Genomic DNA, 20,898 nt, shown 5'->3' with positions numbered 1-20,898 from the left:
GGTTTCTTATCGGTCCCCGAAGATCGTGCGGTGCCAGTCCTTCGCGGCCACCGCGGTGTTGTCGTACATCACGTGCTTGACCTGCGTGTACTCCTCGAAGGAGTAGGCGGACATGTCCTTTCCGAAGCCGCTCGCCTTGTAGCCCCCGTGGGGCATCTCGCTGATGATCGGGATGTGGTCGTTGACCCAGACGCAGCCCGCCTGGATCTCACGGGTGGCGCGGTTCGCCCGGTAGAGGTCGCGGCTCCAGGCGGAGGCCGCGAGTCCGTACGGGGTGTCGTTGGCCAGCGCGATGCCCTCGTCGTCGGTGTCGAAGGGCAGGACCACGAGGACCGGGCCGAAGATCTCGGACTGGACCACCTCGCTGTCCTGGGCGGCGCCGGAGATGAGGGTGGGCCGGTAGTAGGCGCCGTCGGCCAGCTCGCCCGCCGGGATCTCGCCGCCGGTGACGACGGTGGCGTAGCCGCGGGCCCGCTCGACGAAGCCGGCGACCCGGTCGCGCTGGGCGTGCGAGACCAGCGGTCCGAGGTCGGTGGTGGGCGCGAACGGGTCGCCGAGGCGGACGGTCTCCATCAGCTCGGCCACCCGGACGACGAAGGCGTCGTGGAGGGGGCGCTGCACGTAGGCGCGGGTGGCGGCGGTGCAGTCCTGGCCGGTGTTGATGAGGGAGGCGGCGACGGCGCCGTGCGCGGCGGCCTCCAGGTCCGCGTCGTCGAAGACGAGGAAGGGGGCCTTGCCGCCGAGCTCCAGGTGGAGCCGCTTGACGGTGGCCGTGGCGATCTCCGCGACCCGCTTGCCGACGGCGGTGGAGCCGGTGAAGGAGGTCATCACCACGTCGGGGTGGCCGACCAGGTGCTCGCCGGCGACGCGGCCGGCGCCGGTGACGATGTTGATCACGCCGTCGGGCAGGCCCGCCTCCTTGGCCGCCTGCGCGAACATCAGCGAGGTCAGCGGGGTGAGCTCGGCGGGCTTGAGGACGATCGTGTTGCCGGCGGCGATCGCCGGGAGGATCTTCCAGGCCGCCATCTGGAGCGGATAGTTCCAGGGTGCGATGGAGCCGACGACCCCGATGGCCTCACGGCGCACGTAGGAGGTGTGGTCGCCCGAGTACTCGCCGGCGGCCTGCCCCTGGAGGTGGCGGGCGGCTCCCGCGAAGAAAGCCGTGTTGTCGATGGTCCCCGGCACGTCGAACTCCGTGGACAGCTTGATCGGCTTGCCGCACTGGAGGGACTCGGCGTACGCGAAGTCCTCCGCCTGCTCGGCCAGTACGGCGGCCAGCCGGTGCAGGGCGTCCGAACGCTCGCCGGGGGTGGCCCCGGACCATGCCGGGAAGGCACGCTTGGCGGCGGCGACCGCCTCGTCGACGTCCGCGGTACTCGCCAGTTCGTAGGTGAGGACCTCGTCGCCGGTCGCCGGATCGACCACCGTGTGTGACCGTCCGGAGGTGCCCGGCCTGAGCTGCCCGTCGATGTACTGCGCGCCCTCTGCGAAGCGGTCCTTGACCTGGAAGCGGTTGCCCATCACGCTCTCACGCTCTCCGTAGCTACAGTTCGAGCTACAGCTCGAATTGAGTGCCGATCCTGACAGAGGTGGTGCCCTCGGCCAAGTGATTCCGTTGTTGCCTTTTGATTACGCGACGGAATCGGTCGACCATGTGTCGAGGCACACCGAAAATCCCGTACGAAGTGTCAGTGGCGACTGCCAGACTCGCGTGCATGGAGATGATCGAGGACCTGATCAAGCAGGTCAGCCGCGGTGAACGGGTGAAGTACCTGCCCTTCTGGGGGCACCGGCCGCTGCCCGACGGCAGGCTGGGTCCGAGCTGCCTGAGCCAGTGGTGGCCCTCGGCTTTCACTGTCGGTGACGTCCGGTACGCCACGGCCGAGCACTGGATGATGGCGGGCAAGGCCCGGCTGTTCGGGGACGCCGAGGGGGAGCGGGCCGCGCTGGCGGCGAAGAGCCCGGCGGAGGCGAAGAAGGCCGGGCGGCTCGTGCGCGGCTTCGACAACGCGATATGGGAGCGGGAGCGCTTCGCCCTGGTCGTGGAGGGCAGCGTGCACAAGTTCGGCTCCGACCCGGCGCTGCGCTCGTACCTGCTGGGCACCGGGAGCCGGGTGCTGGTGGAGGCGAGCCCGATGGACCGGATCTGGGGCATCGGACTGGCCGCCGACGACCAGCGCGCGCTGGACCCGGCGCGCTGGCGCGGGCTGAACCTGCTGGGCTTCGCCCTGATGGAGGCCCGGGAGCGACTGCGCGGGGACGGCGCGTGACGGAGCGGCGCCGGGTCGCCGCGATCATCGTCCGCGACGGCTGCGTGCTGATGGTGCGCGAGCGCGGCATCGGGGCCACGGGGCGGCACGACGGGCCGGAGTACTGGACCCTGCCCGGCGGCGGCCTGGAGGCCGGCGAGGAGCCCGAGGAGGCGGTCCGGCGCGAGGTGGCCGAGGAGACCGGCCTGCGCGCCCTGGGCGTGCGGTACGCGTACGAAGCGCCCTACCCCTCGGGCCGGACCTCCTGCTTCCGCGTGGACGTGGCGCCCGAGGAGCCGGTCCTCGGCGTCGACGCCGACCTGGAGTGCGACTGCCCGCGGATGGTCGGGCTGATCTGGGTCCCGCTCTCGCGCGGCACGGACGGCGCGTCGGTCATGGTGCCGACGCTGCTCAGTCATTGCGTGGTGGATCCCGGCCCCGCCGCCTCCCATGATCTTCGCCGGGTGTGAAGGCGAGCCCTGCTTCGACTCATGATCGGGCGGGCGGGGGTTCGAGCCCCGTCACCGGCGCCCTGCCGGTGTAGCTCAGCAGGCGGGCCGGGCCCGCGCCGGCCGGGGCGGCCCCGGCCACCTGCGCGATCCCCGCTCCGAGCCGTTACCGCTCGCCGTCGCCAACTCCGTTGCGCAGCGCACCGCGTGCGAGAGCGGCGAGGCCCGCGACGACCGCTTCGCCGCGCCCGTGCGCACCCTCGCCGTCGAGGATGCCGCGGGGACGCGAACGCGCACCGCCTCCCTCGTCGGCGCCGCCGAGTACGTCAAGGCACGGCCCGACGCGGGCGCCACCGACGGGCCTTCGACCGCCAGGGCGTGGACTGCGTCCTGCGGCGGCACCGAAGCAGCCTTCCGGATCGTCTCCCTGGCCCCCCGGGGCCTTGGTCAGACCTTCTCGTGGACCTGGGAGTTGTCGTACGGGCTGTCGTACGGGGAGTCGTCGATCGGCCCCAGGTCCATGACACTGGCGAACACGGCCAGGAGCACCAGCACGCCCAGCAGGATGCCCACCGCGCCGAGGATGATGCCCGCGAGCGCCATCCCGCCGTTGTCGGCCTCGCCGCGGTTCGCCTTGCCCTTGCCGAGGGCGCCGAAGACGACCGCGGCGATCCCGATGGCCACCCCCGCGAAGCTCAGGAAGCAGCCGAGGACCGAGATGATGCCGAGGACGAGCGCGGCTATGCCGAAGCCGTTGCTGGGCTGCGGCCCGTACGGCGCGTAGGGGCCGTGGCCCGGGTACCCCTGCGGGCCCGGGTAGCCCGGGTACCCCTGCGGGCCGGGGTAGCCCGCGTCGCCGGGGTATCCGTAGCCGGGCTGGACGGGATATCCGTACGCCGCGGACGCGGGGCCGGCCGGCGGCGCGAACGGCGCGGCCGCAGGCTCCGGCGCCGGAGCGGTCGGCGGCGGCTGGTCCCCCGGCATTCCCGCGAGCGTCGGCTGGTCGTGCACGGACGGCGGGCCCGACACGCCCGGTGTGCCGTGGGCGTCCTGCGTGCCCTGCGGCTTGCCCAGGTCCACCGCGGGCCGCTCCGGCGGCGCCCACGGGTCGCCCGGCTCGGGACTGTTGTCGTTCATACGGCGCCCCCCTCTCGTACAGCCATGCTAAGCGCTGCCACCGACAGTCACGGGCCTGCCTACGATGAATCCCGACCCGCCCGCAACCGTGTCCTCCCGGAGGCAACCCCATGACCGACCTGCACCCCTTCATCGCGGGGCTGCCCAAGGCCGAACTCCACGTCCACCACGTCGGCTCGGCATCCCCGCGCATCGTGGCCGAGCTCGCCTCCCGGCACCCCGACTCGAAGGTCCCCACCGACCCCGAGGCCCTCGCCGACTACTTCACCTTCACCGACTTCGCCCACTTCATCGAGGTCTACCTGTCGGTCGTCGACCTGGTCCGCACCCCGGACGACGTACGCACCCTCACCTTCGAGGTCGCCCGTGACATGGCCCGGCAGAACATCCGCTACGCCGAGCTGACCATCACCCCGTACTCCTCCACCCGCCGCGGCATCGACGAGCGGGCGTTCATGGAGGCCATCGAGGACGCCCGCAAGGCCGCCGAGGCCGAACTGGGCGTCATCCTGTGCTGGTGCTTCGACATCCCCGGCGAGGCCGGCCTCGAAGCCGCCGCCGAGACCGCCCGGCTCGCCGTCGACCTGCGCCCCGAAGGCCTGGTCTCCTTCGGCCTGGGCGGCCCCGAGATCGGCGTCCCGCGCCCGCAGTTCAAGCCGTACTTCGACGCGGCGCGCGCCGCGGGCCTGCACAGCGTGCCGCACGCCGGCGAGACCACCGGCCCGGAGACCGTCTGGGACGCCATCCGCGAGCTCGGCGCCGAGCGCATCGGCCACGGCACCAGCTCCACGCAGGACCCGGAGCTCCTCGCGTACCTCGCCGAGCACCGCATCGCACTGGAGGTCTGCCCGACCTCGAACATCGCCACCCGCGCGGTCACCGACCTCGACCAGCACCCCGTCAAGGAGATGGTGGCGGCGGGCGTGCTCGTCACCATCAACAGCGACGACCCGCCGATGTTCGGTTCCGACCTCAACAACGAGTACGCGGTGGCCGCCCGTCTCCTGGAACTCGACGAGCGCGGTCTCGCGCAGCTCGCCAAGAACGCCGTCGAGGCCTCCTTCCTGGACCCGGCCGGCAAGGCGCGGATCACCGCGGAGATCGACGCGTACACCGCCGAATGGCTGGCGCGCTGACGTCCGATCGGCCTCCGCGGCACGGAGAATGGGGCCATGCGCACCCTGACTGCCGTCGGCCACCGCGGCGATCCCTACCGAGTCCGTGAGAACACCCTGCCCTCGATCCGCTCCGCCTTCGCCCGCGGGGCGGACGCGGTGGAGATCGACGTACGGCTGACCCGTGACGGGGTGCCGGTCCTGCTCCACGACGAGACGCTCCAGCGGTTGTGGGGCCATGACCTACGCCTCGACGACGTCACGGCCCCCCAGCTCAAGGAGCTGACGGAGGGCGGGGTTCCCACGCTGCGCGACGCCCTGACGGACGCGGGGGCGGCCGCGGGGCGGCTGATGCTCGACCTCCCGGGTGCCTCTCCCGAGGCGGTGCGCGACGTGGTGGGCCTGGTCCGCGAGTGCGGCGCGCGCGAGCGGACGTACTACTGCGCGGGCCCGAACAGCATGCTGGCGGTCCGCGCCGCCGATCCGGACGCCGAGATCGCGCTGACGTGGACCACGCTGTCGCCGCCGCGGCGGGTGCTGATCGACGCGGTGACGCCGCGCTGGCTCAACTACCGCTTCGGGCTGGTGAGCCGGGAGCTGACGGACGCGCTCCACCGCGACGGCCTGCTGGTCTCGGCCTGGACCGCGGACACCAAGTGGGCGATGAAGCGGCTCGTCAAGGCGGGGGTCGACTCCATCACCACGAACCGGATGAGCGCGCTCGCGGCCGTCCGGGCCGAGTCCGGGCGGTGATACGCGAGCTGGCGGAACGGGTCCGGCGGGCCGATCCGCGCTGGCAGGACGCGGGTCTGATGCTGCTGGTGCAGGTGGCGACGACGATCCCGTTCGTCGTGCCGCGGGACCCGCTCGAATCGCCGGCGAACTGGCCGGCGTACCTCCTGACCACTCTGGTCAACGTCCCGCTGGTCTGGCGCCGGCGGGCTCCGGTGTGGGTGATGTTCGGCGTGATCGCGGCGGGGTCGGTGTACCGGCTCTCGCTGGACGGCCCCGGGCAGCCGCTCCCGTACGCGGCGCTGATCTGCGCCTACACGATCGCGCTGATCTGCGCGCCGCAGGTGCGGCTCGTGATGTGGATGGTCGTGACGGTGGCGATCCTGGGCTCCGTGGCACTCAACACCACGACGGCCAAGGAGCTGCTGTTCGCGCTGTTCGTCTTCGGGGCGGCGGTCGCGCTGGGCCGGCTGCAGGCGACCCGGCAGGCGTACACGGCGGCCGTCGAGGACCGGGCGGCCCAGCTGGAGCGGGCGAACCGGATCGAGGCGGAGCAGGCGGCGGCGCGCGAACGGGCCCGGATCGCACGGGAGATGCACGACGTCCTCTCGCACGCGGTCAGCATCATGATCGTGCAGGCGGAGGCCGGTCCGGTGGCCGTGCGCAGGGCGCCGGCCCGGGCCGAGGCGGCCTTCGAGGCGATCGCCGAGACCGGCCGGGACGCGATGGCGCAGCTGCGCACGATGCTGGGGGTGCTCCGTACGGACGAGGGCGCTCCGCGGGCGCCGCAGCCCGGGATCGGGGCGCTGCCGGCGCTCCTGGACCGGGTGCGGGCCGGCGGGGTCCGGGTGTCGTACGAGCGGTCGGGCGAGGTGCGCGAGCTCGCGGGCGCGCTGGAGGCGACGGTGCACCGGGTGGTGCAGGAGGCGCTGACGAACGTCGTGAAGCACTCCGGCGCCTCGGCGGTGGAGGTCCGGCTGGAGTACGGGGCGCGGACGCTCACCGTGTCGGTGACGGACGACGGCCGGGGCCCCGGGCCGGGTTCGGGCGGGCACGGTCTGATCGGGATCCGCGAGCGGGCGGCGGCGCACGGCGGGACGGCGCGGACGGGGCCGGGGCCGGACGGGCGCGGCTTCTCGGTGCAGGTCGTCCTTGTAACCTCGCCGCTGGAGGTGGGGACGTGACGATCCGTGTGGTGGTGGCCGACGACCAGGAGCTGGTGCGCAGCGGGTTCGCGTTGATCCTGGACGTGCAGGAGGACATCGAGGTCGTGGCGGAGGTGGGGGACGGCGCGGCGGCGGTGGAGGCGGTGGCCCGGCTCGCCCCCGACGTGGCGCTGCTGGACATCCGCATGCCGGTGCTGGACGGGATCGAGGCGTGCCGGGCGATCTCGGCGCGCAGTGCGTGCCGGACGGTGATGCTGACGACCTTCGATTCCGACGCGTACGTGTACGAGGCGCTGCACGCCGGGGCGAGCGGCTTCCTGCTGAAGGACGTGCGGCGGGACGATCTGGTGCACGCGGTACGGGTGGTGGCGGCGGGCGAGTCCCTGCTGGCGCCCTCGGTGGCGCGGCGGCTGATCGAGGAGTACACGGCGGCGACGGCGCGGCCCTCCCTTCCGGCGGAGCGGCTGGAGGTGCTGACGGCGCGGGAGCGGGAGACGCTGCTGCACCTGGGGCGGGGGCTGTCGAACGCGGAGATCGCGGCGGCGCTGGTGGTGAGCGAGCACACGGTGAAGTCGCATGTGGGGAACGTGCTGGCGAAGCTGGGGCTGCGGGACCGGATCCAGGCGGTGATCTGCGCCTACGAGACGGGCCTGATCGCCGCGGGCACTCCGGCGGGTACTCCGGCGGGTTCTCCCTCCGGGGAGTGAGGGGACGGCGTGTCGCCTCCCTCCCGGAGGTGAGTTGTCGTACCGGTGAAGACCCCTCTTGATGGTGATCCGCAACTACCCCTTCGACCTGCAGCATTGAGGTCATCGGGGCGGAAGGTCCCGGTCACCTCACAGGGGGAGCACACCGCCATGAACGCACGTACGCGCACGCTGATCGCCGCCGCTCTGGTCCTCGGGATCGCGTCCGGCCCGACCGTCGCCCACGCCGCTCCGGCCTCGGCCCCGGCTCCGGCCCCGGTTTCCGACGCGCGGGTCGCGCCGGAGATTCCCACGCCGCCCGACGTCGCCGCGCTGGAGAAGGCCATCGCCGGGCTGGGTCCGGATCACCGGGACGCGACCGCCGCTCTGGTCCGCGTGGGCGGCAGCAGCGGCACCTGGCAGGGAAGTTCCGGTGTCGCCGATGTCCGTACGGGGCGCGCGGCCCTGGAGCAGGGCCGGTTCCGGGTGGGGTCGGTGACCAAGACCTTCACGGCGGCGGTGGTGCTCCAGCTGGCCGCCGAGGGCTCGGTGGATCTGGACCGTCCGGTGCAGGAGTACCTGCCGGGTCTGCTGCCGGCGACGTTCAAGCCGGTCAGCGTGCGGCAGTTGCTCAACTACACGAGCGGCATCCGGTCGGCCGACGGTCCGGGGGATTCCTTCGCGCAGGCGTACGCCCACCGGTTCGACGTGGAGGATCCGCGCGCCCTGATCGCCAACGCGGTGGCGAAGGGGCCGGAGTTCGACCCTGGGACCAGGCAGCACTACCTCAACATCGACTACACGATCCTGGGCGTACTGATCGAGAAGGTGACGGGCACGTCGTACGAGAAGGCCCTCACCGCCCGGATATTCAAGCCCCTGGGCCTGCGTCACACCTCGCTGCCGGCTCCCGGGCAGACCCGCATACCGGGTCCGCACAACCACGGTTACCAGGCGGTGGCGAAGGCCGACGGCGGCCGGATGCTGGTCGATGTGACCGAGTGGGGTTCGTCCCGGGAGTGGGCCGCCGGCGACCTCATGTCGACCACGGCGGACCTGGAGCGCTTCACCACGGCCCTGTTCGCCGGGCGAATCGTGCCGAAGGCCCAGCTGGAGGAGATGTTCACGGTGCCGGCGGTGGCGGACTTCACCACCGGCGCCCCTGCCGAACTGACCGCGGGGATGAAGCGGTTCGTCCTGCCCGACGGCAGGGTGGCCTGGGGAAAGACGGGCGGCCGCCATGGCTACAACACCGCGATCGGCGGGACCCGCGACCTGTCCCGCACGCTCGTGTATTCGGTGAACTCCACCGACGCCAAAGGCCAGGACATGAACAAGGTGGCCTTCGACATCGTGATGGCGGCCTTCGCACGATAGGGGCCCGGCTAGGCGGGCATCGCCTCCAGGCGCTTGATCATGCGGCGGAGCACGAGCAGGGGGATGACGCCGAAGACGCCGAACGACATGTCGATGACGCTCCACCAGATGGGGATGCCCCGGATCGGGCCGCAGATCAGGGCCAGGGGTATCACTCCGGCACAGGCGATCATGCCGGCCTCGACGATCCAGATGTTGCGGACGGGGTCGCGGTGGACGCCGTAGAAGAAGACGGCGATGACGAGGTGGGCGAAGGCGAGCCAGTCGGTTCCGTAGAGGAGGAAGGGGTATTCGGCATCGGCCCGGTCCAGGCCGTCGCCCACCCGCCGCACCCAGTCGTTGTCCACGAGGGAGTTGGCCCAGTGGAGTTCGGTGACCAGGGGGAAGGCGGTGAGGCCGCTCAGCACCAGGCAGATGAGGAACAGGGTCAACCAGGCACGGATCCGCCGCTGAAGGGCGCTTCTCTCGCTCATGGGAGTAAGCCTACGGAAGTTTCTGAACACGTTCAGCCAAATTGCTGAACGCGTTCAGTTCCGTGGCCGGACCGTGATCAGAGCCCGACGATCGCGTTCCAGCGCCTGGCGAGGGAGCGGCGCTCGGCCGAGGAGATGTCGCGGGACACCACCAGCCGCTTGCGCATCTCGTCGTCCGGGAAGATCAGCGGGTTCTCGGCCAGTTCGGCGGTCTCCTTGTCGTCGGAGCCGGCCAGGACCTCGCGGGCGGCCGGGACCGGGCAGACGTAGTTGACGGAGGCGGCCAGTGACGCGGCCACCGCCGGGTCGTAGTAGTAGTCGATCAGGGCCTCGGCATTGGCCTTGTGGCGGGCCAGGTTGGGGACGAGCAGGCTCTCCGCCCAGAGTTCGGCCCCCTCCTCGGGGACCACGAACTCGATGTCCGGGTTGTCGGCCTGGAGCTGGATGGCGTCACCGGAGTAGGCCTGGCAGGCGAGGACGTCGCCCTTGCTCAGATCGGAGGTGTAGTCGTTGCCGGTGAAGCGGCGGATGTGCTTCTTCTTCACCATGCTCTCGACCTGGTCGCACATCCGGTGGAAGTCGGACTCGGTCCAGCGGGTGACGTCCACGCCGTTGCCCTGCATCAGGAGCGAGAAGGACTCGTCGAGTCCGGAGAAGAGGGTGACGCGACCCGCCAGGTCCGGGTGCCACAGGTCCTTGACCGACTTGATCTCCCGGCCCAGGGCCTTGCGGTTGTAGGCGATGCCGGTGATGCCCGACTGCCAGGGCACGGTGTGCAGCCGGCCCTCGTCGAAGGCGGGGGACCGCAGCTGCGGGTCGAGGTGCCGGGACACGTTGGGCTGCGCCGAGCGGTCCAGCTTCTGGGCCCAGCCCAGGTGGACGAAGCGGGCGGCCATCCAGTCGCTGACCACGACCAGGTCGTGGCCGGTCTCCTGGTGGTTCATCAGGGCCGGGCTGACCTTGCCGAAGAACTCGTCGTTGTCGTTGATCTCCTCGGTGTACCGGACCTCGATGCCGGTGTGCTCCGAGAAGGCTTCCAGCGTCGGCCGGCGCTCCTCGTCCTCCTCGTCGGTGTCGATGTAGAGCGGCCAGTTGGAGAAGGCGACGCTCCGGTCCCGCTCGGACCGGTCCGGTCCGGTACGCCGTTCCTCGGGAACGTAGGCGGCCGGCACACCACAGCCGACGAGGGCGGCCGACAGGCCCGCGGCACCGAGGCCGCACAGCGCCGCACGGCGGGAGAAGGCGAGTTCAGGCATGGGCACAGCCTCGGGGAACGCGGAAGGGCGGGCAATAGACATGTTGTCTACTGCCCGCCCCATCAACGCTGTGCTGTGATCGATGCGGCCGATCAGCCGTCGAGCGAGGTCATGACGTGCTTGATGCGCGTGTAGTCCTCGAAGCCGTAGGCGGAGAGGTCCTTGCCGTAGCCGGACTTCTTGAAGCCGCCGTGCGGCATCTCGGCGACGAGCGGGATGTGGGTGTTGATCCACACGCAGCCGAAGTCGAGGTTCTTGGACATGCGCATCGCACGGCCGTGGTCCTTGGTCCACACCGAGGAGGCGAGGGCGAACTCGACGCCGTTCGCGTACTCCAGGGCCTGGGCCTCGTCCGTGAAGGACTGGACGGTGATGACGGGGCCGAAGACCTCGTTCTGGATGATCTCGTCGTCCTGCTTGAGGCCGGAGACCACGGTCGGGGCGTAGAAGAAGCCCTTCTCACCGACCTGGTGGCCACCCGCCTCGACCTTGGCGTGCGCGGGGAGCCGCTCGATGAAGCCCGCGACCTGCTTGAGCTGGTTCGGGTTGTTCAGCGGGCCGTACAGCACGTCCTCGTCGTCCGGCTGGCCGGTCTTCGTGTCCGTGGCGGCCTTGGCGAGCGCGGCCACGAACTCGTCGTGGATCGACTCGTGCACGAGCACGCGGGTGGCGGCGGTGCAGTCCTGGCCGGCGTTGAAGTAGCCGGCGACCGCGATGTCCTCGACGGCCTTCGGGATGTCGGCGTCCTCGAAGACGACGACCGGGGCCTTGCCGCCGAGCTCCAGGTGGACGCGCTTGACGTCCTTGGAGGCGCTCTCGGCGACCTGCATGCCGGCGCGCACCGAGCCGGTGATGGAGGCCATCGCCGGGGTGGAGTGCTCGACCATGGCCTTGCCGGTCTCGCGGTCGCCGCAGACGACGTTGAAGACGCCCTTGGGCAGGACCGAGTCGATGATCTCCGCCATCAGCACGGTGGAGGCCGGGGTGGTGTCCGAGGGCTTGAGCACGACGGTGTTGCCCGCCGCGATGGCCGGGGCGAACTTCCACACGGCCATCATCATCGGGTAGTTCCACGGCGCGACCTGGGCGCAGACACCGACCGGCTCACGGCGGATGATCGAGGTCATCCCCTCCATGTACTCGCCGGCCGAGCGGCCCTCCAGCAGACGGGCGGCGCCCGCGAAGAAGCGGATCTGGTCCACCATCGGCGGCAGCTCCTCGCTGGCCGTGAGGCCCAGCGGCTTGCCGGTGTTCTCCGACTCCGCGGCTACGAGCTCGTCCGCGCGCGCCTCGAAGGCGTCCGCGATCTTCAGCAGCGCCTTCTGACGCTCGGCGGGGGTGGTGTCGCGCCAACCCGGGAAAGCCGCCGCGGCGGCGGCCATGGCGGCGTCGACGTCGGCCTGGCCCGACAGCGGGGCCGTGGCGTACACCTCGCCGGTGGCCGGGTTGACCACCTCGGTGGTCCGCCCGTCGGCGGCGTCCTTGAACTCCCCGCCGATGTAGTTGCGCAGACGACGCAGTTCGGTGGTCACTACAGCCACACTCCTGATCACATGTCCAACGATTGAGACAAAAGCCAAGCCTAGCCCCTAGGCGGAGGCTTTCGACAGACCCAGACGCCATCAACTACGAAATCAGTGAGATCGGCGAGCGCAAACAACGAATTTCATCGGTTCGGTCTTGCGGAACAGACGACCCTCGTGCACAGTGAGGTCGTGGTCAGTCGAAGCGCAGATTCCAGGAACAGACAACCGTCCCCTTCGGTCGATGCTGTGTCCCTGGCGATCATCGAGCAACTGCAGGAGGACGGCCGCCGTCCCTACGCATCGATCGGCAAGGCCGTCGGCCTCTCCGAAGCTGCCGTGCGCCAGCGCGTGCAGAAGCTGCTCGACCAGGGCGTCATGCAGATCGTCGCCGTCACCGACCCGCTCACCGTGGGCCTGCGACGCCAGGCCATGGTCGGCATCAACGTCGAGGGCGACCTCGACCCGGTGGCCGATGCACTGACCGCCATGGCCGAGTGCGAGTACGTGGTGATGACCGCAGGGTCCTTCGACCTGATGGTGGAGATCGTCTGCGAGGACGACGACCACCTGCTCGAAACGATCAACAAGAAGATCCGCACGCTCCCCGGCGTGCGATCAACCGAAAGCTTCGTTTACCTGAAGCTGAAGAAGCAGACCTACATGTGGGGAACCCGATAACCGTGAGCCAGGACCTCTCCAAGACCGCGTACGACCACTTGTGGATGCACTTCACCCGCATGTCGTCCTACGAGAACTCCCCCGTCCCCACCATCGTCCGGGGCGAGGGCACCTACATCTGGGACGACAAGGGCAAGCGCTACCTCGACGGCCTCGCCGGCCTGTTCGTGGTCAACGCCGGTCACGGCCGCAAGGAACTGGCCGAGGTCGCGTACAAGCAGGCCCAGGAACTCGCGTTCTTCCCCATCTGGTCGTACGCGCACCCCAAGGCCGTCGAGCTCGCCGAGCGCCTCGCCCACTACGCCCCGGGCGACCTGAACAAGGTCTTCTTCACCACCGGGGGCGGCGAGGCCGTCGAGACCGCCTGGAAGCTCGCCAAGCAGTACTTCAAGCTGCAGGGCAAGCACACCAAGTACAAGGTCATCTCGCGTGCGGTCGCCTACCACGGCACCCCGCAGGGCGCCCTGTCGATCACCGGCCTGCCGGCCCTGAAGGCCCCCTTCGAGCCGCTGGTACCCGGCGCGCACAAGGTGCCGAACACCAACATCTACCGCGCCCCGATCTACGGCGACGACCCCGAGGCCTACGGCCGCTGGTGCGCCGACCAGATCGAGCAGGAGATCCTCTTCGAGGGCGCCGACACCGTCGCCGCCGTCTTCCTGGAGCCGGTGCAGAACGCCGGTGGCTGCTTCCCGCCGCCGCCCGGGTACTTCCAGCGGGTCCGCGAGATCTGCGACGAGTACGACGTCCTGCTCGTCTCCGACGAGACGATCTGCGCCTTCGGCCGTCTGGGCACCATGTTCGCCTGTGACAAGTTCGACTACGTGCCGGACATGATCACCTGCGCCAAGGGCATGACCTCGGGCTACTCCCCGATCGGCGCCTGCATCATCTCCGACCGCCTCGCGGAGCCCTTCTACAGGGGCGACAACACCTTCCTGCACGGCTACACCTTCGGCGGCCACCCGGTCTCCTCGGCGGTCGCGCTGGCCAACCTCGACATCTTCGACAAGGAAGGCCTCAACCAGCACGTGCTGGACAACGAGGGCGCCTTCTTCTCGACGCTGAAGAAGCTGCACGACCTGCCGATCGTCGGCGACGTCCGCGGCAACGGCTACTTCTACGGCATCGAGCTCGTCAAGGACAAGGAAACGAAGGAGTCCTTCACGGACGAGGAGACGGAGCGCGTGCTCTACGGCTTCCTCTCCAAGGCGCTCTTCGAGAACGGCCTGTACTGCCGGGCCGACGACCGTGGCGACCCGGTCATCCAGCTCGCGCCGCCGCTGATCGCGGACCAGGGCACCTTCGACGAGATCGAGGGCATCCTGCGCTCGGTGCTCACCGAGGCGTGGACGAAGCTGTAAACAGGCCCGCCCGGCCGGCCGGGATGTAAATCGTCCCAGGCTGCAATAGTCCGATCACACGGCCCGGATCCCCCGTTCGAGTGAGAACGCGGGGGTTCGGGCCGTGTGCTGTCGCCATCCAGGACGTTCATCTCTTTACATCGCAGTGCGGCGCCAGTGACCGAACCGGCTCCGCTTCGTTCCCCCGGACGGAGGTGTACGCCATGGTGGCTCCACCGGACACAGCCCCGCCTGACAATGACGTTCTCTGGGCTCGGTCCCTTCAGTACTCCCACGACGGATCCCCCGCCCTCGTCGGGGTCTCCGTGGCCGTACGCCAGGGCGAGATCCTGGCCCTGACCGGTCCCCGCGGCAGCGGCAAGACCACGCTGCTCCGCTGCCTGTCCGGGCAGCTGCGGCCCGAGGGCGAGGTCTGGTTCAACAGCGTCCCCGTGCACACCATGGGCGCGACGGCCCGCGAACGGCTGCGCCGCGACCGCTTCGGCTGGATCGGCCCGGAGCCGCAGTTGCTGCCCGAGCTGAAGGTCTGGGAGAACGCCGCGCTGCCGCTGCTCCTCGCCGGCGCCTCCCACCGCGCCGCCAAGAACGCCACCTGCGCCTGGCTGGACCGCCTCGACATCGGCGGTCTCGCCCGCAAGCGCCCGGCTTCCCTCACCCGGGCCGAGGGTCAGCGCGTCGCCCTGGCCCGCGCCCTGGTCAACGAGCCCGCGGTGATCTTCGCCGACGAGCCCACCGCCCCGCTGCACCGCGCCGAGCGGGCCCTGCTGCTCCGGGCCCTCACCACCGCGGCCCGCTCCCACGAGGTCACCGTGCTGCTGGCCACCGACGACGAGTCCACCGCGGCCGTCGCGGACCGCCGGCTGGCGATGCTCGACGGCCGGCTCGCGGGGGCCGCGGCCGTCTCCTCCGCCGCCCACGACACCCCGGAGGGCCAGGCCGCGTGCTCGCTCTCCGCCTAGCCCGCGGTTCCCGGCCGCTCGTCCAGCTGCGCCGGCTCCTGGTCGCCGCCGCGTCGGCCGGGACCGGGTTCCTGCTGCTCTCCGTACTCGCCGGGGCCGTGGCCCGGCCCGCCGGATCGTTCCCTCGCCTGCTCTGGGCGCTGATCCCGGTGGCCGTCACCGTCCACTTCGCCGTGGTCGTGGCCCGCGCCGACCCGGCGAACCGCCCCCGCGCGGGCCTGGACGCCGTCGGACCCGGACCCGTACGCCTCGTCCTCGTCGCCGCGATCTCCACCGCCGTCGCCTGCACCCTGGGCAGCGCCCTGGCCCTGGCCGCCTTCCTCCACCTGCGCGGGGACCTGGCCGGACTGCCGTTCGACGGAGCCGGGGCCGCGCTGCTCCACGCCGACCAGCCGCTGCCCGTGGCCGGAGCCCTCACCCTGCTGGCCCTGGTCCCGCTGACCGCCGCGGCCGCCACCGCCCTCGCCCTGCGCCCGCACCGGCCGCTCGCCCCGCAGACCGGCCTGCCCTGGGGGATCGCGCTGACCGCCTGCGGGTTCGCCGCCGAGGCCTACGCGGGCCGCAGCGGCCCCGGGATGCTCGCCGGCTGGTCACTGACCGCGATCGGCCTCGCCCTCGCCGGGCCGGGCTTCGCCTACGCCTCCGGGAGCCTGATCCAGGCCGTGCGCCCCGGCGCGCTGCGGCTGCTCGCCGGGCGGGTCCTCCAGGAGGAGGCGCCCCGGATCGGCCCGCCGCTCGGCGTGCTGTGCTCGGTCGGTGCGGGCGCCCTGACCGCCGTGGCCCTGCGCGGGCAGGGCGGGCCGCTCGCCCCGCTGGGACCGCTGACCGGGCCGGCCGCCGCACTGGTGGCCCTGTGCGCGGCCGCGACCCTTCTCACATCCGCGGTGGAGGCGCGCCGCAGCCGGGGCGCCGCGCGGGAGGCCCTGCTCGACCTCGGCGCGCCCGCCAAGGTCCTGCGTACGGCGGCGAGTCTGCGGGCCGGCGCGCTCGTGGCGGTGTGCGTTCCGCTCAGCTGGGGTGTGGCGCAGCTGACGTCGCTGGCACTGACCCGCTGACGCGAGCAGCCCTTAGGGTGGGCCGAATGGTCAACGCAGACATCGAGATAGAGACGCTCGCCGAATTCGACCAGGTCGTGGCACGCGGCTCGCTCAGCGGCTACCGGATCCAGTCGGTCAACCTGCTGGAGCGGACCTTCGCGCTGCTCTCCGCCGACACCTCGGCAGCCGTGTTCCTGGGCTGCGCGATGGAGCCCGATGCCTCGGTGAAGGTCCGCGCCGACGGCGCGCTGGTCTTCCCGCCGGTCCCGGACCTGCCGTTCAACCCGTACCGGGGGCTGCTCTACACGCCCGAGGAGCTGTTCGACGGACTCCCCGACGGGTACGAGGCCACCCCGGACGCCCTGGCCTACGCCTGGTTCCAGGAGACCAAGGCCGACGGCGACGTCTTCTCCTCCATGCTCCGCTCCATCCACGACGACGCCGTCTCCGACGCCCTCGACGAGCACCTCGCCGGCGCCCGGGTCGTCGGCGTGATGGGCGGCCACGCCATGTCCCGCGGCGGTACGGACTACCGCGGCGCCGCGGAGCTGGGCCGGGCCCTGACCCGGTCCGGGCTGACCGTGGCCACCGGCGGCGGCCCCGGCGCGATGGAGGCCGCCAACCTCGGCGCCTACCTGGCCCCGGCCCCCGACGATGCCCTCGCGGAGGCCCTGGAGCTGCTGGCCAAGGCCCCGTCCTTCACCCCGTCGGTGTCCGACTGGGCGCGCGCGGCCTTCGCCGTACGGGAGCGCTGGCCGGCCGGCGGCGACTCGGTGGGCATCCCGACCTGGTTCTACGGGCACGAGCCGCCGAACGCCTTCGCCGCGCACATCGCGAAGTACTTCGCGAACGCCACCCGGGAGGACGGGCTGCTGGCCCGCTCCACCGCGGGCGTGGTCTTCCTGCCCGGTGCGGCGGGCACGGTCCAGGAGGTCTTCGACAGCGCCACGCCGAACTACTACGGGTCCCGGGGCGAGCCGGCGCCGATGGTCCTGGTCGACCGCGAGCACTGGACCGAGCACCTCCCTGTCTGGCCGCTGCTCCGGGCGCTCGCCCGCGGCCGCGCCATGGAGTCCCGGATCGCGCTGGTCGACTCGGTGGACGAGGTCCCCGGCGTCCTCGCCTCGATGAGCTGAGCTCCGGAAGCAACTTCGCGGGCCGTTCGCACGTCTGGCAGAGGTACCGCAAAACCTGCCAGACGTGAACGGAGCCCTTGGTGCTCATAGGCCTGCTGACCGCTGTCGCGGCGTCCATCTGCTACGGCACGGGATCCGTGCTGCAAGCCGTCGGATCGCGCCGCGCCGCCCGGATGTCGCCCACCGCCGCCGGGGTGACCGCCCACGGCGGACCCAATCTGTCGTCCACCGCGAAAGCGGCGATGACCTGGGAGTTCATCGTCGGCACGATCCTGGACTTCGTGGGCTTCGGGCTGGGCGCCCTGGCGGCCCGCCTCCTTCCCCTGTTCCTCTCGCAGACGGTGATCAGCGCCAACCTGGTGATCACGGCCGTGCTGAGCGTGAAGATGCTGGGCATCCGGCTGAGCCGGAAGGAGTGGACCTCGATCGGCGTCGTCTGCACGGCGCTGGTGCTGCTCGCGACGGCGGCGGGCCACGAGGGCGGCCACCACGCACCGATGTCCACGCACTGGTGGCTGTTGGGGATCACCGTGCTGCTCATGGTCGGCGGCACGGTCGCGGTACGCCTCCTCGGCGGCGGGGCGGCGATCCTGGCGGGCCTGCTGTCGGGCCTGGGCTTCGGCGCGCTCGGCGTCGGCGTCCGGATCCTGGACGGCGTCGACCCGTTCGACCTCGGCACCCTCCTTGCCGACCCGGCCCTCTACGCCGTTCTGGTGGCGGGCGTCGGCGGCATGTACCTGCACACGGTCGCCCTCCAGATCGGCTCCGTGAACGGCGCCACGGCGGCGCTGGTCGTCGGCGAGACGGTGCTCCCCGGCGCGATCGGCGTGCTCTGGCTCGGTGACGCCTCCCGTCCGGGTCTGGCCTGGCTGGCGGTCCTCGGCTTCGTCCTGGCCGTCGCCGGCGCGGTGGCCGTCGCCTGGTACGGCAAGCACGAGGGCGCCCAGGAGGCGGCCCCGACCCCAGTGCCGGAGGCCGTCGGCTGACCCGCCCGCCGGCCGGGCGTCACCCGGTCGGCCGCCCCCGGTGGTGGCGCGGCGGCGGCTGCCGCTTGCTGGACCGGGGGAGAGAGCGAGGGGCTGATGGAGCCCACGACCGATCGGCTGAAGACACCGCGCGCCGCCGGGATGGCCGGAGTCGGCTTCGCCCTGCTGCTCGGGGTGGCGATCGTCCTCATGCGGATCGCCGTCCCCGGCGACGCCGCCGACGCGGCCGTCGACCCGGACAAACGCTGGGCCGTCCAGGTGGCCCTGGAGATCGTGCCCTTCGCGGGCATCTTCTTCCTCTGGTTCATGGGCGCCCTGCGCGCGCACACGGGTGACGCCGAGGACCGGTTCGTCGCCACCGTGTTCCTCGGCAGCGGATTCGTCTTCGTGGCCACGCTGTTCGCCTCCGCCGCCGCCGCGGGCACGGTGTTGAACGAGGACACGCCCTCCGACTTCGGCCGCCACTACGCCTATGTGCTCCTCGCGACCTACGCCATGCGGATGGCGGCCGTCTTCGTCCTCGCGACCTCGACCATCGGGCGGCTGCTCGGGGTCTTCCCCCGCTCGCTGGCCCTGCTGGGCACCGTCGTCGGCCTGATCCTGATCGTGGTGGGTTCCGGCGTGCCCTGGTCCGAGATGCTGTTCCCGGCCTGGGCCCTGGTCATCAGCGTGCACATCCTGCGCGCCCGCCGCGCCGCCGCCAGGACGGCCCGGTCCGACCGCCCTGACCCGGCTGACCCGGGCTGACCTGGGGGTGTGTACTCCGGCAGGCGGCCCGGGGGCCCCACGTGCATGCTGGGGTGAAGGGGAGGATCCGGGGATTTCGGGGGTGACGGGGTACCCAGCCGAGGGAAAGGCAGCACCGTCATGAGGCTTGTCGTCGACCTCAACCGATGCCAGGGATACGCCCAGTGCGCGTTCCTCGCTCCCGACGTGTTCGCCATGCACGGCGACGAGTCGCTCCTCTACAACCCGGAGGCGGCCGCCGAGCAGCGCGAGAACGTCGAACGCGCCGTGGCCGCCTGTCCGGTCGGTGCGATCCTCCTGGAACTGACCGACGAGGACATGGCGAACGTGCCGTCCCCCGACGCCGTGGCCGGAGCCGGCTCCCGTTCCGGAGGCCCGCGGTGACCGGTGAAGGAACACGCGACGGAGCCCTGGAGCGGCTCAAGCGCGAGGGGCGCATCGTCGTCGTCGGCGCTTCGCTGGCCGGCCTGCGGGCGGCCGAGACCATGCGCGAGAAGGGCTTCGCCGGTTCGCTCACGATGATCGGCGACGAACCGTACGAACCCTACGACAGGCCCCCGCTGTCCAAGCAGGTCCTGCTGGGCAACGCGGTGGCCGACCACACGGCGCTCCCCCGCCGCCGCGCGATCGACGCCGATTGGCGCCTCGGGGTCCCCGCCACGGGACTGGACATGTCCGCCCGCCGGGTCCGGCTCGGCAACGGCGACGAGGTCGAGTACGACCGGCTGCTGATCGCCACCGGAGTGCGGGCACGGCCCTGGCCCAACCCGGAGGAGGGCGCCCTCAAGGGAGTCTTCGTCCTGCGCACCCGCGACGACGGCGAGAAGCTCCAAGCGGCCCTCGCCGCCGGCCCCCGCCGGGTGCTCGTCATCGGAGCCGGCTTCACCGGGTCCGAGATCGCCTCCGCGTGCCGGGAACGCGGCCTGGAGGTCACCGTCGCCGAACGGGGCGCGGCGCCGCTGGTCGGCGCGCTCGGCGGGGTCATCGGCGAGATCGCGGCCGGGATGCACCGCGAGAACGGGGTGGACCTGCGCACCGGTGTCATGGTGACCGGGCTGGAGGGCGATCCCTCCGGGCGGGTGCGCGCCGCCCACTTCTCCGACGGATCCACCGTCGAGGCCGATGTGGTGGTGGTCGGGCTCGGCGCGCAGCGCAACACCGAGTGGCTCGCCGGGTCGGGGCTGGGCGCCGGCCCCCGCGGCATCGCCTGCGACGCGGGCTGCCGGGCCTTCGACATCCGCGGCATAGTGACCGATGACATCTACGTGGCGGGTGACGTGGCGCGTTCCCCGCACGCCCTGTTCGGTTACCAGTTCCTCTCCCTGGAGCACTGGGGCAACGCGGTCGCGCAGGCCGACACCGCCGCGCACAACATGCTCAGTGAGAGCGCGGACCGCCGCCCCCACCTGTGGGTGCCGGCGTTCTGGTCCTCGCAGTTCGGGGTGAACATCAAGTCGGTCGGGGTTCCGCCGATGGGGACCGAGCTCCTCGTCACGCAGGGCTCGCTCGCGGAGCGCCGGTTCGCGGCCGTGTACGGGTACCAGGGGCGCGTGATCGCCGCCGTGACCTTCGACAACTGCCGGTGGCTGCCGTTCTACGAGCACCAGATCGAGACGAACGCCCCGTTCCCCCCGGAGTTCTCCACGGTGGACCGCAGGCCGGAGGGGCACAGGCCGGTGCCGGCGGACTTCCCGGACCCCTCGGTGCCGACGCACGGGCCGACCATCACCCTCAGCGGCTACTCGCCGGCCGACCGGAAGATGACCTTCGTCCCCGGGCGCCCCTGACCGCGTCCCGGACCGCACCGCGCCCTCCCCCGAGGATC

21 protein-coding genes are annotated in these 20,898 nt (G+C 71.6%); 16 read left to right on the top strand and 5 right to left on the bottom strand.

The features are described from left to right. Positions 1-6: 6 nt before the first annotated feature. Positions 7-1,521, bottom strand: coding sequence for a gamma-aminobutyraldehyde dehydrogenase (locus ACFYP3_RS01745; RefSeq protein ID WP_388825243.1), 1,515 nt, complete (start codon positions 1,519-1,521; stop codon positions 7-9). A 194-nt stretch (positions 1,522-1,715) separates the two neighbouring features. On the opposite strand from ACFYP3_RS01745, the gene ACFYP3_RS01740 reads away from it, so the two are divergent. Then, positions 1,716-2,270, top strand: coding sequence for an NADAR family protein (locus ACFYP3_RS01740; RefSeq protein ID WP_388825047.1), 555 nt, complete (start codon positions 1,716-1,718; stop codon positions 2,268-2,270). Further along, positions 2,267-2,719 carry an NUDIX hydrolase gene (locus ACFYP3_RS01735; protein WP_388825044.1) on the top strand — a complete coding sequence of 151 codons (453 nt, stop codon included), beginning with the start codon at positions 2,267-2,269 and terminating at the stop codon, positions 2,717-2,719. The genes ACFYP3_RS01740 and ACFYP3_RS01735 overlap by 4 nt, the downstream gene beginning before the upstream one ends. 426 nt (positions 2,720-3,145) lie before the next feature. Here the strand turns inward: ACFYP3_RS01735 and ACFYP3_RS01730 are convergent, their stop codons facing one another. Next, positions 3,146-3,835: a DUF4190 domain-containing protein gene (locus ACFYP3_RS01730; protein WP_388825041.1), complete on the bottom strand. Its 690-nt coding sequence runs from the start codon at positions 3,833-3,835 to the stop codon at positions 3,146-3,148. A gap of 110 nt (positions 3,836-3,945) precedes the next feature. Here ACFYP3_RS01730 and ACFYP3_RS01725 point away from each other — a divergent pair, with 110 nt between their 5' ends. The 5 genes from ACFYP3_RS01725 to ACFYP3_RS01705 all read left to right on the top strand — a co-directional run bounded on the left by ACFYP3_RS01725 (position 3,946) and on the right by ACFYP3_RS01705 (position 8,911). Further along, entirely contained in the window at positions 3,946-4,971 is a 1,026-nt protein-coding gene (locus ACFYP3_RS01725; protein WP_388825038.1) for an adenosine deaminase, read from the top strand. A 36-nt stretch (positions 4,972-5,007) separates the two neighbouring features. Next, positions 5,008-5,703 carry a glycerophosphodiester phosphodiesterase gene (locus ACFYP3_RS01720; protein ID WP_388825035.1) on the top strand — a complete coding sequence of 232 codons (696 nt, stop codon included), beginning with the start codon at positions 5,008-5,010 and terminating at the stop codon, positions 5,701-5,703. Beyond that, positions 5,700-6,866, top strand: a complete 1,167-nt coding sequence (locus ACFYP3_RS01715) for a sensor histidine kinase (protein ID WP_388825032.1) — start codon at positions 5,700-5,702, stop codon at positions 6,864-6,866. Before ACFYP3_RS01720 ends, ACFYP3_RS01715 begins: the two co-directional genes overlap by 4 nt. After that, complete coding sequence (locus ACFYP3_RS01710) at positions 6,863-7,555, top strand: response regulator (RefSeq protein ID WP_388825029.1); 693 nt, start codon at positions 6,863-6,865, stop codon at positions 7,553-7,555. Before ACFYP3_RS01715 ends, ACFYP3_RS01710 begins: the two co-directional genes overlap by 4 nt. Before the next feature lie 150 nt (positions 7,556-7,705). Further along, positions 7,706-8,911, top strand: coding sequence for a serine hydrolase domain-containing protein (locus tag ACFYP3_RS01705; protein WP_388825026.1), 1,206 nt, complete (start codon positions 7,706-7,708; stop codon positions 8,909-8,911). Between the two features lie 8 nt (positions 8,912-8,919). Here ACFYP3_RS01705 and ACFYP3_RS01700 read toward each other — a convergent pair whose 3' ends face one another. From ACFYP3_RS01700 to ACFYP3_RS01690, 3 genes are all read right to left on the bottom strand, one after another. Beyond that, positions 8,920-9,384, bottom strand: coding sequence for a hypothetical protein (locus tag ACFYP3_RS01700; RefSeq protein WP_388825023.1), 465 nt, complete (start codon positions 9,382-9,384; stop codon positions 8,920-8,922). A gap of 77 nt (positions 9,385-9,461) precedes the next feature. Next, positions 9,462-10,640 carry a PotD/PotF family extracellular solute-binding protein gene (locus tag ACFYP3_RS01695; RefSeq protein WP_388825020.1) on the bottom strand — a complete coding sequence of 393 codons (1,179 nt, stop codon included), beginning with the start codon at positions 10,638-10,640 and terminating at the stop codon, positions 9,462-9,464. A 92-nt stretch (positions 10,641-10,732) separates the two neighbouring features. Continuing rightward, a complete protein-coding gene (locus tag ACFYP3_RS01690) occupies positions 10,733-12,172 on the bottom strand; it encodes a gamma-aminobutyraldehyde dehydrogenase (RefSeq protein ID WP_376611195.1) in 1,440 nt (479 codons plus the stop codon). Between the two features lie 168 nt (positions 12,173-12,340). On the opposite strand from ACFYP3_RS01690, the gene ACFYP3_RS01685 reads away from it, so the two are divergent. The 9 genes from ACFYP3_RS01685 (at position 12,341) to ACFYP3_RS01645 (ending at position 20,860) form a co-directional block, all read left to right on the top strand. Then, the gene (locus ACFYP3_RS01685; RefSeq protein WP_007266859.1) at positions 12,341-12,844 is read left to right on the top strand and encodes an Lrp/AsnC family transcriptional regulator; all 504 of its coding nucleotides are present in this window, start codon (positions 12,341-12,343) and stop codon (positions 12,842-12,844) included. Further along, positions 12,829-14,208, top strand: a complete 1,380-nt coding sequence (locus ACFYP3_RS01680; protein ID WP_388825016.1) for an aspartate aminotransferase family protein — start codon at positions 12,829-12,831, stop codon at positions 14,206-14,208. The genes ACFYP3_RS01685 and ACFYP3_RS01680 overlap by 16 nt, the downstream gene beginning before the upstream one ends. Before the next feature lie 203 nt (positions 14,209-14,411). Next, entirely contained in the window at positions 14,412-15,167 is a 756-nt protein-coding gene (locus ACFYP3_RS01675; protein WP_388825013.1) for an ABC transporter ATP-binding protein, read from the top strand. After that, positions 15,149-16,222, top strand: coding sequence for a hypothetical protein (locus tag ACFYP3_RS01670; protein WP_388825011.1), 1,074 nt, complete (start codon positions 15,149-15,151; stop codon positions 16,220-16,222). The genes ACFYP3_RS01675 and ACFYP3_RS01670 overlap by 19 nt, the downstream gene beginning before the upstream one ends. A 26-nt stretch (positions 16,223-16,248) precedes the next feature. After that, positions 16,249-17,340 carry an LOG family protein gene (locus tag ACFYP3_RS01665; protein ID WP_388825008.1) on the top strand — a complete coding sequence of 364 codons (1,092 nt, stop codon included), beginning with the start codon at positions 16,249-16,251 and terminating at the stop codon, positions 17,338-17,340. An 80-nt stretch (positions 17,341-17,420) separates the two neighbouring features. After that, positions 17,421-18,326, top strand: a complete 906-nt coding sequence (locus ACFYP3_RS01660) for a hypothetical protein (RefSeq protein ID WP_388825005.1) — start codon at positions 17,421-17,423, stop codon at positions 18,324-18,326. 96 nt (positions 18,327-18,422) lie between these two features. Beyond that, a complete protein-coding gene (locus ACFYP3_RS01655) occupies positions 18,423-19,073 on the top strand; it encodes a hypothetical protein (protein ID WP_388825002.1) in 651 nt (216 codons plus the stop codon). A 120-nt stretch (positions 19,074-19,193) separates the two neighbouring features. Next, complete coding sequence (locus ACFYP3_RS01650; protein WP_388824999.1) at positions 19,194-19,457, top strand: ferredoxin; 264 nt, start codon at positions 19,194-19,196, stop codon at positions 19,455-19,457. Next, positions 19,454-20,860, top strand: a complete 1,407-nt coding sequence (locus ACFYP3_RS01645; protein WP_388824996.1) for an NAD(P)/FAD-dependent oxidoreductase — start codon at positions 19,454-19,456, stop codon at positions 20,858-20,860. The genes ACFYP3_RS01650 and ACFYP3_RS01645 overlap by 4 nt, the downstream gene beginning before the upstream one ends. Positions 20,861-20,898 lie beyond the last annotated feature (38 nt).

Source organism: Streptomyces sp. NPDC005533, assembly GCF_042871845.1.
Lineage (GTDB): Bacteria > Actinomycetota > Actinomycetes > Streptomycetales > Streptomycetaceae > Streptomyces.
Note: the sequence above shows the minus strand (reverse complement) of the source record. Positions and strands in the feature narration are given on the sequence as shown.